General features: G+C 36.4%; 14 protein-coding genes. 6 read left to right on the top strand and 8 right to left on the bottom strand.

Annotated features, from left to right (window positions below):
* Positions 1-134: 134 nt before the first annotated feature.
* The 3 genes from hemN to KYG33_RS00285 all read right to left on the bottom strand — a co-directional run bounded on the left by hemN (position 135) and on the right by KYG33_RS00285 (position 4269).
* A complete protein-coding gene (gene hemN, locus KYG33_RS00295) occupies positions 135-1493 on the bottom strand; it encodes an oxygen-independent coproporphyrinogen III oxidase (protein ID WP_077414934.1) in 1359 nt (452 codons plus the stop codon).
* 178 nt (positions 1494-1671) lie between these two features.
* Positions 1672-2703: a WD40/YVTN/BNR-like repeat-containing protein gene (locus tag KYG33_RS00290; protein WP_219072458.1), complete on the bottom strand. Its 1032-nt coding sequence runs from the start codon at positions 2701-2703 to the stop codon at positions 1672-1674.
* A gap of 48 nt (positions 2704-2751) precedes the next feature.
* Complete coding sequence (locus tag KYG33_RS00285) at positions 2752-4269, bottom strand: amino acid permease (protein WP_077414938.1); 1518 nt, start codon at positions 4267-4269, stop codon at positions 2752-2754.
* Positions 4270-4433: 164 nt separating this feature from the next.
* Here KYG33_RS00285 and pnuC point away from each other — a divergent pair, with 164 nt between their 5' ends.
* From pnuC to KYG33_RS00260, 5 genes are all read left to right on the top strand, one after another.
* On the top strand, positions 4434-5105 hold the full coding sequence (gene pnuC / locus KYG33_RS00280) for a nicotinamide riboside transporter PnuC (RefSeq protein WP_180565558.1): 672 nt from the start codon (positions 4434-4436) through the stop codon (positions 5103-5105).
* Positions 5106-5109: 4 nt separating this feature from the next.
* Positions 5110-5790, top strand: coding sequence for a hypothetical protein (locus KYG33_RS00275; RefSeq protein WP_047383550.1), 681 nt, complete (start codon positions 5110-5112; stop codon positions 5788-5790).
* 90 nt (positions 5791-5880) lie between these two features.
* Positions 5881-6648: a diaminopimelate epimerase gene (gene dapF / locus KYG33_RS00270; RefSeq protein ID WP_077414942.1), complete on the top strand. Its 768-nt coding sequence runs from the start codon at positions 5881-5883 to the stop codon at positions 6646-6648.
* A 32-nt stretch (positions 6649-6680) separates the two neighbouring features.
* A complete protein-coding gene (gene mltG, locus KYG33_RS00265) occupies positions 6681-7706 on the top strand; it encodes an endolytic transglycosylase MltG (protein ID WP_077414944.1) in 1026 nt (341 codons plus the stop codon).
* A gap of 133 nt (positions 7707-7839) precedes the next feature.
* Entirely contained in the window at positions 7840-10449 is a 2610-nt protein-coding gene (locus KYG33_RS00260) for a TonB-dependent receptor domain-containing protein (protein WP_077414946.1), read from the top strand.
* A gap of 46 nt (positions 10450-10495) precedes the next feature.
* Here the strand turns inward: KYG33_RS00260 and KYG33_RS00255 are convergent, their stop codons facing one another.
* From KYG33_RS00255 to KYG33_RS00240, 4 genes are all read right to left on the bottom strand, one after another.
* On the bottom strand, positions 10496-10948 hold the full coding sequence (locus KYG33_RS00255; protein ID WP_077414948.1) for an adenylyltransferase/cytidyltransferase family protein: 453 nt from the start codon (positions 10946-10948) through the stop codon (positions 10496-10498).
* A 152-nt stretch (positions 10949-11100) separates the two neighbouring features.
* The gene (gene galE / locus KYG33_RS00250; protein ID WP_219072457.1) at positions 11101-12123 is read right to left on the bottom strand and encodes a UDP-glucose 4-epimerase GalE; all 1023 of its coding nucleotides are present in this window, start codon (positions 12121-12123) and stop codon (positions 11101-11103) included.
* Between the two features lie 8 nt (positions 12124-12131).
* Positions 12132-12371, bottom strand: a complete 240-nt coding sequence (locus KYG33_RS00245) for a hypothetical protein (protein WP_219072456.1) — start codon at positions 12369-12371, stop codon at positions 12132-12134.
* A 227-nt stretch (positions 12372-12598) separates the two neighbouring features.
* Positions 12599-13723, bottom strand: coding sequence for a DegT/DnrJ/EryC1/StrS family aminotransferase (locus tag KYG33_RS00240; protein ID WP_077414954.1), 1125 nt, complete (start codon positions 13721-13723; stop codon positions 12599-12601).
* Positions 13724-13811: 88 nt separating this feature from the next.
* Here KYG33_RS00240 and KYG33_RS00235 point away from each other — a divergent pair, with 88 nt between their 5' ends.
* Positions 13812-15413 carry a S8/S53 family peptidase gene (locus KYG33_RS00235; protein ID WP_219072455.1) on the top strand — a complete coding sequence of 534 codons (1602 nt, stop codon included), beginning with the start codon at positions 13812-13814 and terminating at the stop codon, positions 15411-15413.
* A gap of 203 nt (positions 15414-15616) precedes the next feature.
* Here the strand turns inward: KYG33_RS00235 and KYG33_RS00230 are convergent, their stop codons facing one another.
* Positions 15617-18151: a phosphoenolpyruvate carboxylase gene (locus KYG33_RS00230; RefSeq protein ID WP_219072454.1), complete on the bottom strand. Its 2535-nt coding sequence runs from the start codon at positions 18149-18151 to the stop codon at positions 15617-15619.
* Positions 18152-18217 lie beyond the last annotated feature (66 nt).

The raw sequence follows: 18217 nt of genomic DNA, 5'->3' as shown, positions 1-18217 counted from the left end.
TTTACAATTCTATGAAAAGGGCGCAAAGGCGTTTCACTAAGCAAAAAAATCTTGCTAAACACAGTAGCTTTGCGAACATAGCAATAAACTACCTGGCTAATAAAAAAAGCGGTTCAGATCTGAACCGCTTTTATTTATATTGTCATTGAGAAAATCCTTGTTTCAGGCTTATTTCTCATCATTCTCAGGTCAAAAACCATGGCTACATTTCTTGTGAATGCTCTTCCGGCTTCTGTAATTTTAACTTCTGTCCCATTAATCTCAACCAGTCCGTCATTTTCCATTTCTTTCAACATTTCCAAAGCGTTTTCAAGCTCCGGGAAAGAATTGTTGATATCAAAAGTAGTTTCAAGCTGGCACATCAGATTCAGAATATGTCTTCTTACAGTCAGATCTTCTTCACTCAGAACGTGTCCTTTTACAACAGGGATCTCACCTCCTTCAACCATTTTCTGATATTCCTCAACCGTTTTTACATTCTGGGCAAAAGCATACCATGAATCTGAAATGGCAGACATACCAAGTCCTACCATCAGCTGGGTTTTGCTTGAAGTATACCCCATGAAGTTTCTGTGAAGTTTTTTATGAATCAAAGACTGATACAGATCATCATGTTCAAGAGAGAAGTGATCCATCCCTACTTCAATATATCCTAAATCCTGAAGCAATCTTTTACCATCTTCGTACAAACGGCGTTTTTCTTCTCCGCTTGGAAGGTCATTTTCATCAAAACCTCTCTGCCCAACTCCTTTCACCCATGGAACGTGTGCATAAGAGTAGAAGGCAAGTCTGTCCGGCTTCAGCTCCATTGTTTTTCTGATCGTGTGTTCCATCGCCTCCCAATTCTGATGTGGCAGTCCGAATACAAGATCATGACTTATTCCTCTGTAACCAATTTCCTTTGCCCATTCTGTAACATTTTTTACGTTTTCAAAGGGTTGAATTCTATTGATTGCTTTCTGAACTTTAGGATCATAATCCTGAACGCCAAAGCTTACTCTTCTGAAACCGAGGTTGTATAAAGTCTGAAGATGTTCTTTCGTTGTATTGTTAGGATGCCCTTCAAAAGAAAATTCCGGATGTTCCGCAATGTCTACAGTTGAAAAAATTCCCTCCAATAATGTTTTTAAGTTCTCAGGAGAGAAAAATGTAGGAGTTCCACCTCCTAAGTGTAATTCTTTCAGTTTAGGTCTTTCGTTGAAAAGGTCAAGATAAAGTTTCCACTCTTTCAAAACACTTTCCAGATAAGGCACTTCAACACTGTGTTGTTTGGTAATACGTTTATGACATGCACAGAACGTACACAAAGCCTCACAGAAAGGCAAATGGATATAAATAGAAATCCCCTCCTCTGCATTACTCTCATGAAAAGACCTGATTACAGTTTCCTTCCATTTTTCCGGTGAAAATGTAGATTCATCCCAATACGGAACGGTAGGATAAGAAGTGTAACGCGGTCCGGGAATATTATACTTATCTATTAAAGAGTTCATTTTGAAATTTAAAATTTTATAAGAGTATGAAATTTAACACTATTAAAATTTCATCTTACAAAATTAACCATTAGTTATGAATTTTAACCTATGAATTATATTAGGTTCTATTTTATAATGAGTCTAAATACGTATGGCCACGCTTTTGGCAAATAGTGATAAATTCTATTCCTGATATTTAAAATTTTAATTTCATTACCGCGATTTTATTATTTCCGGCAAAAACTACATTGTTCCCATCAATCCATTGGCAGACGAAAAAGCCTTTCTCATCAGAAATTTTCTTCCATGTCTTTCCAAAATCTGAAGAATAACTGACATGCTTGTCTCCAACTGCAATGATTTCTTTTCCTTTTGATCCGGGCTTAATCTTCACACAGGTTGTATATCCCGCATTCTGTCCTGAAGCCTGAATCTGCCAGGTCTCACCAGCATCAATAGTGGTTGCAATATTGTTCATATTGGCATCCTGCTTGGTATAATCCCCTCCTGCTGCAATCCCGAAACGGTCTTCAAAAAAATCGATAGAATACATTCCTTGTGAAGATTCTCCCTGAATGAAAGGTGTTTCTATAATCTTCCAGTCCAATCCCTTCTGCTTAAAGATCCTGGAAGCTTTCCCGCCCGTTGCAATCCAGAGAATATCCTTGTAGGAAGCAATATTTGTATTGCTGGCAGCAAATGCGGCTTCCCCTTCCTTAAGTCTTACTGCCTCGTGATTACCCATTGGAGGATTCCACACATCGTACATTTTCTTGTGAGGGAATAATAATGCCAGCTTCATCAAAAGATTTTTATCAGGATCACTGAACGTTATACCATATCCATCCTTTACAAAATGTAAAGCATCATAGAAAGCGGTTTTAGCAGTATCTTTAAAGACAATCTGTGATTTCAGATCTTTTTTATCAATTTTAAAGAAGTAAGCAGGGCTTTCAATGTTGATGGCATAAAAAGAGGTTTTATCCTGTGCCAGCGTTCTGAACTGAAGCTTTTCCTCAGACAGTTTTATCTGCTTCTGATTTTTATAATCTTTCAGATCTACAAACCCGAATTTGGAATCTGTACCGCTATACCAGACCTTATTATCATATAATTCCAGCGCTCTGATGCTGATTTTATCATTAAGAATGGTTTCAAAACTTTCCACTTGCTGGGAAAATACTGTAAGTCCTGCGGACAGGAATAAAATGGAAAAAAACTTTTTCATATAATAGTATTGGGACAAAAAAAACCGCCGAAGCGGTTTATATTATTATTAATCTTGGTTCTGATATTTTTCAGGATTATTAAGTTTACTGTTTGATTTTCCGTAAAGGAAATACACCAAACCTCCTAAGAACAACCATACAGCAGAAAGTTCCAATGCATGAGCACTTAAGTTAAATATCAAATAGATATTGATAAACACTCCCAATGCCACCACTATTTTGTAAGCCGGAACTTTGAAAGGTCTGATCAAATTAGGTTCTTTTTTTCTCATTACCCAAACGGCAATACAAACCAATGTAAATGCAAACAGGGTTCCAAAACTTGTCATATCTGCCAATGTTGAAATTGGAGTAAATGCTGCGATCAAAGCCACTACAATTCCCAACAAAATAATTCCTTTGTAAGGTGTTTTTGTTTTTGGGTGAAGTTCTCCGAAAAATTTAGGAATCAATCCGTCTTTTGCCATACCGATGAAGATTCTTGACTGCCCCATCATCATTACCATTACTACAGAGATCAATCCTACTGTTGCGGCGATGGTTACTACATTACTTGCCCAGTGCTTTCCTGCAATTTCAAATGCATACGCTACAGGCGCTTTGATTGCATCAGGATATTTACCTTCAGGGTTAAAGTCTGTATAATGCATCATCCCTGTTAATACAAGCGATACACAAATATAAAGCGCTGTACACACCAATAGTGATGCAATAATTGCAAAAGGCACATCTTTTTTAGGATTAATAGCTTCTCCTGCCTGTGTAGAAACAGCATCAAAACCAATATAAGCAAAGAAAATAGCTGCTGCACCGGAAATAATTCCTTTAATACCATAGGCAGAGACCATATCCCCTTCAGAATTTCTGATCTGTACCTGATCCGGAATAAAAGGTTTCCAGTTTTTTACACCATCTACAGCGTTGTAAAGATCAGTATTAGAAAAAATAATATATACTCCTGCAATAATTACAAAAATAACGGCAGAAGTTTTCATCAAAACAATCAGGTTATTAGCCCCTGCTGCTTCTTTAGTTCCTTTTACCAATAATGCAGTAATTAAAAGAACAAGAATAAATGCCGGCAGGTTCATTGAAAAACCATCTCCTGTATAACTGGCAGGATCTGATGTAAGATAAGCCGGTAAATGAATATTAAAGATTTTCAAAAATTTGTTAAAATATCCGGACCAGCTCACCGAAACGGCCATACTCGCCATAGCATATTCGAGGATGAGACACCACCCCATGGCCCATGCAAAAATTTCTCCTACCGTTCCATAGGCATAAGCATAAGCTGAACCTTCTACAGGAATAATGGATGCAAACTCTGCATAGCACAATGCAGCAAAAACACAGGCAATACCTGCTATGATAAAGGAAATGGCAAGTGCTGGTCCTGCGTGATAATAGGCTCCTGTTCCCGTAAGAACAAAGATTCCACCACCGATGATAGCACCCACTCCAATTGCTGTTAAACTCCATTTTCCAAGGACTTTCTTCAGCTCACTTTTCTTCATATCTGCCTCATAGGCACTTAGTGGCTTTTTAACCCAAATTTTCGACATGTTTTTTTATTTATTAAGGATTTACGAAAATATAAAAAATTTAGGAACTCCCACGTTTATCGTTAAACTTTCGTCATTTATTTTACATAAAGTTTTTAAAAACCTGAGCAACATATTATATAATCCATTTTAAAAAGTCCATATTTTTGCTTATTTTTGATTGCATGAATTTATATGATCTTTTTGTAAAGCCTTATGAAAGCTATGATTCTTTACAGATTACATTGGAAGCATCAGGTGCTATTTTCGGAATACTCAGCGTATTTTTTTCCATTAAGAAAAATATATGGGTATACCCTACCGGCATTATTTCAACTCTGATCTACGTATATCTTCTTTTCAATGCCGGGCTGTTAGGAGACTGCATAATCAATGTCTATTATTCTGTTATGAGTATTTATGGCTGGGTTCTATGGGCCAGAAATTCTGAAGATCATGTTCATGTAGAAGTTACCTGGGCCACCCGAAAAGAATGGACTCATGCTGCCCTGCTTTTCATACTGAGTCTGGCACTGGTTACTCTTATTTATTATTATAAGCCTTATATTGATAATCAGTTTTCTATGGAGGGAGCCAGTTTAGGATTGTATCACCTGGACTTGGCAAATTGGATGGATGTTTTCACCACTTCAATATTTTTAGTAGGAATGTGGTTGATGGCCAAACAGCGCATTGACAGCTGGATTTTCTGGATTATCGGAGATATTATCTGCATCCCTATGATGATTTTTAAGGGATTTGGAATCACTTCGGTTCAATATTTGGTATTTACTATAATGGCTATCTTAGGATACCTTAATTGGAAAAAAAGTTTTAAAGAAAAAAAAGTACAATAAAGTCATGAAAAATTTATTCAAAATAGCAGTCAGTATTTTTGCTATTACCAGCTTAACCTCTTGTTTAGCATATACCGACGGATACGGAAGCAATGGAAACTATGGATATGGAGATCCCTATTATAATAACGGATATTACTATGCGCCTTCCGGATATTACGGAAATGGAGGATATTATGGTAATGACGGCTATTATTACAGAAACAACGTTAATTACTACTATGATAATGGAATTCCTTATTACTATGACAATTATAATAACTCCAGAAGAAAAGTCTATGTAGAAAGAAGATCTTCTTCTTCATCGAGACCTCAAAACGGATTCCAGAACACGCGTACAACGAATAGTAACGGTTCGTACAATAATAACGGAGGATTCAATAATAATAGAAACTCCAATAGCAATAGTGGATTCAGAAACCAGAACAATGGTAATCAGAACAATCAGGGTAACCAAAACAACAGCGGATTCAGAAATTCCAACAGTAACAGCGGATTCAGAAACCAAAGCAGCGGTAACCAGAATAGTCAGAGTACCCAAAATAACAGTGGATTCAGAAACCAAAACAGCGGCAGCCAAAACAGCACCAGATCAGAATCTTCCGGCGGTGGATTCAGAAACAGTTCCAGCGGCCAAAGCAGTGGTTCAAACAGACAACAGAGCGGCGGAGGCGGCTTTAGATAAAACGATTATAAATAAGGAAACGAACAGTTAACACTGTTCGTTTTTCATTTTAAATATATTAATTTTGCTTCTTCATTTAGACAAAAAAATATGGAATTTTATAAATATCAGGGAACAGGAAATGATTTCGTAATGGTAGACAACCGTGATCTGCAGTTTACTAAAGATAAAAACAGTATTGAAAAATTATGTGACAGACGTTTTGGAATAGGTGCTGACGGCCTTATTCTATTGGAAAACGATCCGAACTATGATTTCAAAATGGTTTACTACAATTCTGACGGAGGAGAAAGTACCATGTGCGGAAACGGAGGAAGATGTCTTGTAGCTTTTGCTTTTTTCCTTGACATCTTTGAAGATAAATGCAAATTCATTGCAACAGACGGAGAGCATGAAGCTGAAATCCATAACGGGATCATTAAATTGAAAATGATTAATGTGAATACCATTTCACAAGACGGAAATGACTTTGTTCTGAATACAGGATCTCCACATTACGTAAAATATGTAGAAAATCTTCCCGATTACAACGTGTATACTGAAGGAAACGGGATCAGAAATTCAGAAAATTATAAAGAAAAAGGAATCAATGTAAACTTTGTAGAAAAAATTTCTGATGATGAAATTTTTGTAAGAACCTATGAACGAGGCGTTGAGGACGAAACTTACAGTTGCGGAACAGGAGTTACTGCTTCTGCTTTAACTTTTCTTCAAAAACACAATCTAACCTCTGTAAAAGTTAAAACTTTAGGCGGAAACCTTAAGGTATATGCTGAAAAAAGCGGAGATACATTCCAGAATATTTGGCTGGAAGGTCCTGCAAAGCAAGTTTTTAGAGGTAAAACAGATCTTCTTTAAAAACAAAAACTTTTAATCAACATTTAATAAGAATGAAAAAAGCTATTCTCATTATCATTCTGCTGGTTTTTGTAGCTGCAGGATTTTTTGGTTTGAGATTTTATAATAAATATTTAGGAAATAACGTAGAAAAAGACGGTTATGTTCTGATTCCTCATAGAGCAGGTTTTAAACAGATCCTCGATTCTATTGCTCCTTATATTAAAGACAGGGAATCTTTTGAAGCTGTGGCTAAAGAAAAAGGTCTTGATTCTAATTTTAAAGCGGGACGTTATCATATCCAGAGCGGAACAGGAAATAAGAACCTTGTCAATATGATCAAAGCAGGTAACCAAACGGCAAATTCTTACAGAATCGGGGATTTTGGAGATATGTATCAGATGATTGGTAAGGTGACCAAAAAAACGGAAATTGATTCGTTACATTTTATAAATGATCTGGATGCTGTGGCACAGGAGAAAGGCTATAAAAATGTTGAAGACTTAAAAAAATATTTCTTCATTGACACTTATAATTTCTTCTGGACTGTAAGCCCACGAGAATTTTTTGCAAAGTTTGAAAATCAGTACAATGATTTCTGGACGAGTGAAAGAAAAAATAAAGAACAGCAGTCTGGCCTTACAAGAGATCAGATCTATGCACTGGCTTCTATTGTTTATAAGGAATCAGGAGGAAAAAAGGATGAAATGAAAACGATTGCCGGATTGTATTTAAACCGTTACAGGAAAGGGATGAAACTTCAGTCTGACCCTACGGTGATCTACGCAATTAATAAGCAGACTAATTTTAAAGAATCTATTAAAAGAGTATTATATAAGCATTTGTCTACACCATCACCCTACAACACTTATGCAAACGCAGGTATTCCTCCGGGACCCATCTGTGTAGTGGATAAAAATTCGATTGATGCTGTTTTAAATGCAGAAAACAACAATTATATATTTATGTGTGCTGATCCGGCAAGATTTGGATACCATAAGTTTACGGCAAGTGCTGAAGAACATGCTGTAAATGCAAAGGCTTACCAGGACTGGCTCAACTCAAAAAATATAAAATAAGTTTAGAAAGCACCTAAAAATTTATACAGTTAGAAAAACAATAAACAATCATAATATTTTGAAAATCAAATTGATATAGATATTCGAAATATTATGGGTTATCCTTTTACGATTTTATACAAAAAAATAACCTATGAAGAATAAGACAGAAATTGTCAATATTTTCACCAGAAAAACTTTAGGACTTACGTTAGTACTTTCAGCCGCGGCGATGGCTTTTGCACAGGAGAAGGCTGGAGTTTCAGGAATCATTGTCAACAAAAAAAACCAACCGGTTCCCTATGCCTCTGTAACATTCAGCAATAAAGTAAACAAGGCATTAAGTGATGCTGTACTGACAGATGAAAAGGGGCAGTATAAACTTGAGCTTATACCGGGAGATTATGATATCACCGTAGAAGCTATTGATTACAAAAAGAGTGTAGTCAGCAAAAATATTGCAATAGCGGGTAATATCGGGGCATTATCTATAGAGCCAGAAGCGGCTACAACCATTGATGGAAAAACAAAAGAAATCCAGGGTGTTGTAATCACCGCTTCAGCAGCTAAGCCTTATAAAGTAGAACTTGATAAGAAAACATATGATCCTTCACAGGATATCGTGAGTAAAGGAGGAAGTCTTCAGGATGTATTGACCAACGTTCCTTCAGTTTCTGTAGATACAGACGGAACGGTTTCTATGAGGGGAAGTACCAATGTAAAATTTCTGATCAACGGAAAACCTTCTGCTCTTCTGGGAATAGATGATGGCGCCAATGCCTTACAAAGTATCCCGGCTGATCAGATTGAAAGAATTGAAGTCATTACCAACCCTTCTTCTAAATTTGAAGCAAGCGGAACTTCCGGTATCCTTAATATCATCCTTAAAAAGAACAAAAAAATAGGATTTAACGGTAGCGTTGTAGGGTCATTAGGATATTTTCCAAGAACCTCGCTTAATACCAATCTGAGCTGGAGAAAAAATAACTGGACATGGTTTGTAAACGGCGGAGGAGGCTACACGGAAAACAAAACTAAAAATAATTCAGAAACGACTTATCACAATATTACTTTTCCTAAGATTTTTCCTAATACCCAGCCAAATGATGTTCTTGTACATCAGCTGCAAAATTCTACCAGTAAAACCTATAATAAAAATTATAATGTAAGTGCGGGTTTTGTGTATGATCTGTCTGACAAAACATCGATTAATGTAACAGGATTGGTCAGAACATTTGAAGGAGATGGCAATGAACTTTTGCAGACTTATGATAGTTTTCACAGATTTTTCAAAGACCCATCAGATCCAAATGGAACTGCAGGAACATGGCAATTATTAAACCCTTACGGACAAAGAGATTCTAAAACGATATTTAATAACCTTGCCTTCCAGGGAGATGTAGGTTTAGACCACAAATTTGATGATAATGGTCAGAATTTATCCGTATCATTAAGTTTACAGAGAAACAGAAGTAATAATAATGCAAATATTCTTGAGACCAATGACCTGCTTCCTGATGTACAGGATATTACTAGAAGACATTCTGTAAGTAAAACGATTATTGGTAAAGCTGATTATGAATTACCAATAGGAGAAAAATCTAAACTTGAAGCAGGATACAGATTGGATGTGAATGATAATACTTATAATAATTTTGTAAGCAGTACTTCCAATAATCCTTATATCCCGAACTATAATAACGATACGGATTACAGAGAGATCTTCAATGCTTTCTATTTACAGTTTAAAAGTAAAATCGGAGAAAAATTTGCTTATCAGCTTGGTTTAAGAGATGAGCTTTCCAATGTAAAGATCAATTACATCAATCAAAATCCTAATGATCCACAATTAAATAAAACAAAAAACTACAACAATTTATTTCCGAGTATATTCTTAAGCTATGATGTATCTAAGAACAATCAGATTTTGGTTAATTATTCCCGTAGAATAGACAGGCCAAGATCTTTCTTCATGGTTCCTTTCCCGAATTACAGCAACAGTCAGAATATTTTTGAAGGAAACATAGATCTTAACCCATCATATGTAGATTCATTTGAAGTAGGGTATAATATTACAAGAAAAAAGTTTACTATTAATCCTACCCTATACTACAGACACGCCACTGATGATACTAAAATGTTAGTGTACAGACCTGATGAAAGTCTGGGAGTATTCTATACAAAACCTATCAACCTTGGAAATGATGAACGTTATGGTTTGGATCTTAACTTTACCTATGATCCTTTTGCGTGGCTAAAAATAATGGGTAGCTTAGACATGTTCGGCTATAAAACCACCGGAATTGCTTATTATGATGCTCTTGATAAAAATAAGTTGCAGCAAACCCGAAATATGGATTTTACAGGAAATGGTTTTTCTACCAGAGCACGTCTTAATACAACCTTTAAACTTGATAAAACATTAAGTGTACAGTTACAGGGATTCTATAGAGGAGCACAGAAATCTGCCAACCAGAATACTCAGGATATGTACGCGCTGAACCTTGGTGCTTCCAAAACGATCTGGAAAGGAGACGGAACCATTTCCTTCAATATTCAGGATATTTTCAATACGAGAAGCAGAGAAGTACTTAGTTTCAATGAGGATTACACAAGAAGAAACTATATGCAGTGGCAGCCAAGACAGTTTTCTATTTCTTTAACCTACAGATTTAAGCAGGGCGAAAAAGTAGATCAGCCTAAAAAGAAAAAAGATATCAATTCCAATGCAGCCGGAGACGACCAGCAAGGCGGTCCGATGTAATACAACAAAAATCCCGAAAATTACTTTTCGGGATTTTTTATTATTGTTATTTTACAGGTTCAGCTTTGGAATCTTTTTCTTTTTCAGCTTCATAGATCCTTCTTCTCAGATCACTGGTGGAAAACCTATGGTCTCTTTTGTTGTAAAAGATCTCAATTCCTTTTTCTTCACAGTATTTCTTACCTGTAAAGTCTCTGTCCATATAATCATCCCCGATGATTCTTACATCAATCACAAATGACTTTAAAATATCCAGCAGATCTTCTTCTGTATAATAAGGAATGATCTCATCCACAGCATTTACTGCTTTCAACTGAATATACCTTTCAACGATAGTCTGGCTTGGCTTATTTTTGTTGGGGCGATCGTGGGAAGGGTCGATCTGAAGTCCAACGATTAAATAGTCACATACCGTTTTAGCTTCTTCAAGCATTTTGATATGCCCGGCATGTAATAAGTCAAATGAGGAAAATGTAATCCCTATTCTCTGTGTCTTCATATTAATTTTGAATTAAAACTTCACTGAAATAAATGTTCTTTTTAAAAAGATAAAAACAAAAGATTCAGGGAAGACGTTTTGTAATTTGTTTATATAATTCGTTTTAAATTGTTCTTTTCTATAGTCAGTAAATCTTCATAACCATAGAAATACTATACATTCCTTGTATTCAAATACTTCTGCCATTCCCAAACCGTTCTTAAAGCTTCTTCCAGAGAAGTTTCAGACTTCCAGTTGAGTTCTTTCTCAGCCTTTTCAGCATTGGCATACGCGATCGTAATATCTCCTTCTCTTCTGGCACAGATCTGATACGGCACTTCTACATTATTGGCCTTTTCAAATGCTTTCACCACTTCCAGCACGGATGAACCTTTTCCTGTTCCCAGGTTGTAGGTATCAATCACAGCTTCAGATGAAGAGTCTTCCATCAGTTTTTTTAATGCTGCAACGTGTGCTTTCGCCAGGTCAACAACATAAATATAATCACGAACGGCTGTCCCGTCCTCTGTAGCATAATCATCTCCCCAAATACTCAGTTTCTCACGTACTCCTGAAGCCGTCTGCATCACATAAGGTACCAGGTTATTAGGAATTCCTATCGGCAGTTCTCCAAGTTTTGCAGAAGGATGGGCTCCGATCGGGTTAAAATATCTTAATAACGAAATTTTACGGTGATAGGCATTTGCAAAATCAATCAGGATCTGTTCTCCCATTTGTTTTGTTTTCCCATACACACTTTCAGGTACTTTTAAAGGGGTATTTTCATCAATCGGCATTACATCTGCCTGCCCGTATACTGTACAGGATGAACTGAAAATAAAGTTGGAGATTTCTCTTTCTTTAAATTCCTGAAGAATATTAATCAGTGAGAACAAATTATTCTCATAATAGTCCACAGGTTTTATCTGGCTCTCTCCTACTGCTTTAGAAGCTGCAAAGTTGATACAGCCATCAATCTGATAGGCATCAAAAACCTGAGTAAGAAGTTCTCTTCTTTTTAGATCAAAAGGATAAAAAGCCACCTTTTTACCTGTAATTTCTTCTATATTTTTTAAAATAAACCTTTCCGTATTGGATAAATCATCTACGATAACTACTTCAAAGCCGCTATTGATAAGTTCCACTACTGTGTGAGAACCAATATATCCAAGTCCTCCTGTAACAAGTATTGCCATTTTATTTTTTAATCTTCGTGTTTGCCTATATTTTCTATTTCGTTTTTCTTTACCTCTTTCTCTTTATCCATATTGTTCAGATAAAGAAGATAAAAAATAATAAAACCTATAACTATTGTATTAAAAGCAATTACAAAGTTGTAATATGAATTATTGGTATAAGTTTTAATGAGGGTATATTCTGCATAACAAACTAAAATAAAGATCATTACTGCAATAAAATTGAGAATAATCTTTGTATACTTCATTTTAAAATAAATAATCCCCCCTGAAATTAAATTTACAATAATGTAAAAAGAGTATTTCAAAATATTTTCAAAAATACTCTCTTTATAGTATTCTGAGTAAGATGAGGAATTATAGGAATTCAATGTATTTATTACATAGATTGAATATAATCCTACGATAAAAAGATGAAACCCTAAAAAGAATTTATATTTCCTTCCTTTTAAAAAAAATTCCGTCATAGTTATTTTTATCCCATAAACTCAAGAACAGCATCCGTAATATACTTCAGTTGTTCTTCGTCTAATTCTGTATGCATTGGTAAAGAAATTACCTGATCCAGCAGCTTATCTGTATTCACAAAGTCTGCATCATTGCTCTCCTGGAAGTAAGCTTTCTGCTTTCTTAGGGCCACCGGATAATAGATCATTGCAGGGATTTCTTTTTCCGTTAAAAACTTTTGAAGTTCATTACGTTTTCCATTCAGAATTCTTAAAGTATACTGGTGGAATACGTGAGTAGAGTTCTCAGCTCTTTTTGGAGTCAGAATATTCGGGTTTCCTTCAAATGCTTCATCATAAAAATCTGCTGCTCTTTTTCTTGCTTCATTGTAAGAATCAAGGTGAGGAAGTTTTTTTCTTAATACCGCAGCCTGAATACTGTCCAGACGGGAGTTTACTCCTACCTCATCATGATAATATCTTTCGTACATTCCGTGGTTTACAATTCCTCTCAAACGGTGTGCTAATTCATCGTTGTTGGTAAAAATAGCTCCACCATCTCCGTAGCATCCAAGGTTTTTTGAAGGGAAGAAAGAAGTTGTTCCTACAGTAGACATTGTTCCTGCCTGCTTTACACTTCCGTCAGAGAATGTATATTCTGAACCGATTGCCTGAGCGTTGTCTTCAATAACATATAGGTTGTGCTCTTCAGCAATTTTCAAAATTTCTTCCATATTCGCACACTGTCCGAAAATGTGTACCGGAATGATCGCTTTTGTTCTTGGCGTAATCGCTTTTTTTATCTGCTCTGTAGAAATAGTGAATGTATCATAATCTACATCTACCAATACAGATTTTAGCTTAAGCAGGTGAATTACTTCTACCGTTGCAGCAAAAGTAAAATCAGCGGTGATGATCTCATCGCCTTCTTTCAGGTCCAGGGCCATTAAGGCAATCTGTAATGCATCTGTACCATTGGCACACGGAATCACATGTTTTACTTCTAAATAAGACTCCAATTCATTCTGGAAAGACTTTACTTCAGGTCCGTTAATAAACGCTGCAGAGTCCATTACATTCAAAACAGCATTGTCTACATCATTCTTTATTTTGTAATACTGACTTTGCAAGTCAACCATCTGAATTTTTTTCATATAATAAATATTTCTGTAAAAATAAGGAATTTAATATCCTATCAAAAATTTTATTGATTTTGTTTTTATCTTTATACAAAATAATCTTATGAAAAAACTTTTACTCTTTTGTTTCCTAACGGGTTATCTTAATGTATCTGCCCAAACAGAACTTGTGTTTGTTTTCTTTACTGATAAGCCCAACAAAGCTGCATTTTATGCAAATCCGCTTTCTGAACTCAGTCAGAAATCACTCAACAGGCGTACAACGCTGGGAATTCCTCTCAACGATCAGGATGCCCCTATTGAACAGTCTTATCTTCAGAATCTTCAAAATTTAGGATTTACCGTTACAGATTATTCAAAATGGCTTAACGGAGCGGCAGTGAATGCTACTCCTGCCCAAAAAACACTGCTGCAGGCTCAATCTTTTGTCTTGTCTGTTGAAAGTTTTGCCAGAAACAGTTCAACCACTGTAAAAACAGCACCTGTAAAATGGCAAGATGATGCAAGTCTCAATAAAATACTTACCACCTTTAATTATGGTTCCGGTGCCGGCCAAATCGATCAGGTCAATATACGGCCACTTCACCTGGCAGGTTATACCGGAACAGGGATTTCTATAGCCGTCATTGATGCCGGATTTCCAACTGTGAATACAGGAACTGCTTTTTCAAGATTATGGAACGGTAATCATATAAAAGCGGCCTATGATTTTGTCACCAAAACCGGAAACATTTATAATACAACGCTCAGTCCTCATGGTTCTGTTGTTTTAGGAGCTATCGGCGGATATCTGGAAAACATATTTGTTGGCGCTGCTCCTGATGCTGATTTCTATCTCTACCGAAGTGAAAATGCTACTGTAGAGGTTCCTGAAGAAGAGCTATACTGGATTGAAGCAGCTGAGGAAGCAGACAGAAAAGGCGTAGAAATCATCACCTCATCACTGGGATACAATATTTTTGATGAGAGCCGTTACAATTATACTTATGCCAATATGAACGGAAGTACTTCTTTCATTGCCCGGGGAGCAGGTATTGCTGCTGAAAAAGGAATTTTTGTTCTGGCTGCTGCCGGAAATTCCGGGCTGCAGCCATGGCATTATCTGATGACACCATCTGACAATGCTAAAGTATTCTCCATCGGTTCTGTAGATTCGGCAGGGAATGCATCCGGATTTTCTTCTTTTGGGCCGAACTCTCTTGGAGTGGTAAAACCTGACGGAAGTACTCAAGGAACTGCTACCACCACAGTGTATGATAATGCGACTACAGTTGTGAATGGAACATCCATTTCTACTCCTATTGCTGCAGGAGGTGTGGCATGTCTTATTCAGGCATTTCCAACGATGGACAGGGAGCAGATGAGAACAAAGCTAAGACAAACAGCTTCGCTTTATCCTGCCCATTCAGATCAGATAGGATTTGGCATTCTCAACTTCGGAAGTCTGTACAATATCGTTCTGAATACTTCCGAAACGGTAAAAAAGGAAAAGTTTTCTATATTCCCGAATCCTGCTAAAAACATTCTGAATATAGCATCAGAACAGGAAGTCCTGTCTTTGGAAATTTATGATAATCTGGGAAGACTGATCAGAAAAAGCAGCCATCAGAAATCTATAAAAGTGGAGGATTTTGCCAAAGGAACTTATTATCTGAAAATTCAGATGAAGGATAAGGTTTACTATGAGAAATTCTTAAAGGAATAATTTTTTTGTCTCTCGCGGATTAAACAGATTGAGCAGATTTTGATATGGTGTTTAATTTTGTTGAATGTTCGAGAGATATTCTTCTACAACAGCTATATTTCGGCTAAAGCGGATGGATTGATTAATAAGAAAAGAATGGGCTAAAGCCCATTCCTGTTGATATATTATTGTACACTATGTACAAAACGTTTGTTTAAAACAACTTAAGCAGAGTTTCTGCTCGCGTTAATATTTCCAAACAGTGATCTTGTCACCAATTTTTCATAGGCTTCTTTATTGCCGTCTCCTTTCTGTATTTTCATCAAGGCATATTGTTGAATGCTCAATAATGGAAGCACAATCTTTTCGCGGATCTTCACCGATTTTCTGGACAGTGGATCTTCTTCCTGAAGCATTTTGAAACCGGTCAGCTCCAGCATTATTTCTCTTGAAAGCTCGTATTCATCAAAAAGAACATTCCAGAATGCACCAAACTTTGGGTTGCTTTTAATATAATAAGTCAGCGGGAAATAAGATTTATTCATACTCATCATCGAGTTCAGCACTAACGTTTTAAAGAAATCCGAACCTTTATACAATTCTCTTACTTCTTCAAATCTTCCCTGTTCTTTCATCTTTTGCATAGCATATCCAAAGCCAAAAAATCCGGGAACGTTCTGTTTCAGTTGTGACCATGAGCCCACAAACGGAATAGCCCTCAGATCTTCAAATTTCAGTTCGCTTCCGTTTCCTCTTTTTGAAGGACGGCTTCCGATATTTGTTTTTCCATAATATTCAAGAGTACTCATCTCCTGAAGGTATGGAACAAACATAGGATGAGCCTTTAAATCTGAATATTTTCCATAGCTGATATCCGCCAATTCAATGATTAAAGCTCTTTCTTTTTCCGTAAGCTCTTTTTTTGCATTTTTGAATATATCATTTTCTACACCAGCTGTCAGAAGCTGTTCAAAATTATATTTTGCCTGTTCCTTATTTCCAAAAATACTGGTAATGGTTTGCCCCTGGATCGTAAGTTCAATTTTATTATTGGCAATAGTTTTTCCCTGAGAAGCATAGAAATCGTGGGTCTTTCCTCCTCCTCTGGCTGGTGGCCCTCCTCTGCCATCAAAGAATACAACTTTGATATTGCTCTGCTCGGAAAGCTTGGTCAATACTTCTTTTGCTTTATAAATTTCCCAATTGGCTTTTAAATATCCACCATCTTTGGTTCCATCAGAAAACCCAAGCATAATGGTCTGCTGATTCCCTCTTTTTTCCAGATGTTTTTTGTAGACCGGATTATGATACAGCTCCTTCATCACATTTTCAGCGTTGGCAAGACCTTCCATCGTTTCAAAAAGCGGAACGATATCCATATTGATATCTTCGTCTTTATACCCGCAAATCTTAAAGAATGCATACACATTCATCACATCTTTTACCGCATCAGAATTGGAAATAATATAGCGGTTCATTCCCCTTAATCCATTCAGATTCTGAATGTCTGTAACCTGTGAAACTGTTAACAATGTATCTTTCACAATATCTTCAAAATCTTCAGCATTTACCGTTTCTGAAACCTGAATCAGCTTATTGAATTTTTGTTCGTAATCAGCCTCTTCATTTCCAGATACTTTTGCAAAAACATCATCAATCACTTTCTGATGGATTCTGCTGTCCTGACGGATATCCAACGTTGCAAAGTGAGTTCCGAAGATCATTACACGATCTCTGAAATTGGCCAGAAGATCTAAAAACAAAGAGTTGTGTTCATTAACTAATATTTTTTCCGCTTCTGCAGCTTTCTTTAAAATATCTTCAGCTGTAATACTTTTTCCATCAAAAATGGCAGCATACAGTTCTTCACTTAATTGGGTTAAAACTTCAGAAACGCCTCTGAAACTTAATCTTCTTCTGATAAATTTCAAATGGCTGTAATAGGACTTCAGAATTGCCGAACGAAGTTCTTCTGCTACCCTTTTTGTTACATCTGCTGTTACAAACGGATTTCCATCCCTGTCTCCTCCAGGCCAGAATCCAAGCTGGATAATATCTTCATGAAGATGAAAATGCCCGTTTCCGAAAGTCTTTTTGATCTTCGTAAACAATTCGCCAATGGTATCGTAATATACGTATCTCAGGTATGAAATGATACTCAAAGCTTCATCTATAGGAGTAGGTTTTTCTTTGTTGACAAAAGGGGTCTTCCCCAGCTGCTGCAGAAGCGTATCAATCTGAGTAACGGAATCACTGGTAATAGCTCCTCTTAAGTCCTGAATGATCCTTTGTACTGAACTTGGGTAAAACTGTGTAGGGTGCGCTGTAAACACGACCTTTACACTAAAATCTTTTAATTTTTCACGTACTTTTTCAATTTTATGATCCTGAAAAGAGCGTTCAAAAAGATTGGTTACGGTACCACTGTCACTTTCGGAGTGAAGATTAGGAAAAGCAGCATCTTCAATACTGTCAAACAAAACTACCTGTCTTTCTATATACTGAATGATCTTGAAAAGCAGTTCGAGTTTCTGTTCCTCAGTCTGAAGATCAGTATGGTTTTTAAAAAATTCTTCGACGATGTTTTCGGGGGTTTTTCCTGCTTCATAGCCGGTTCTGCTTTCCTCATAAAGAAACGGAAGCAGCATTCCGATATTCGTCATTTTATCATAAGGCAGGCTCATAAATAATGAATTGTAGATCTGGAACTTATTTTCCACGATCTGCCTGAATTTTTCTGCGCGTTGGTCGTGTATCATAATAACAAATGTAAGTGATTTTGGAATGAGTTGGGTTGACAAATGACAAAAAAATAAAGGATTAAA

The sequence above is a fragment of the Chryseobacterium sp. D764 genome (assembly GCF_019317325.1).
Taxonomy (GTDB): Bacteria; Bacteroidota; Bacteroidia; order Flavobacteriales; family Weeksellaceae; genus Chryseobacterium.
The sequence above is the reverse complement of the archived record's forward strand: the minus strand, read 5'-3'. Positions and strand labels throughout refer to the sequence as shown.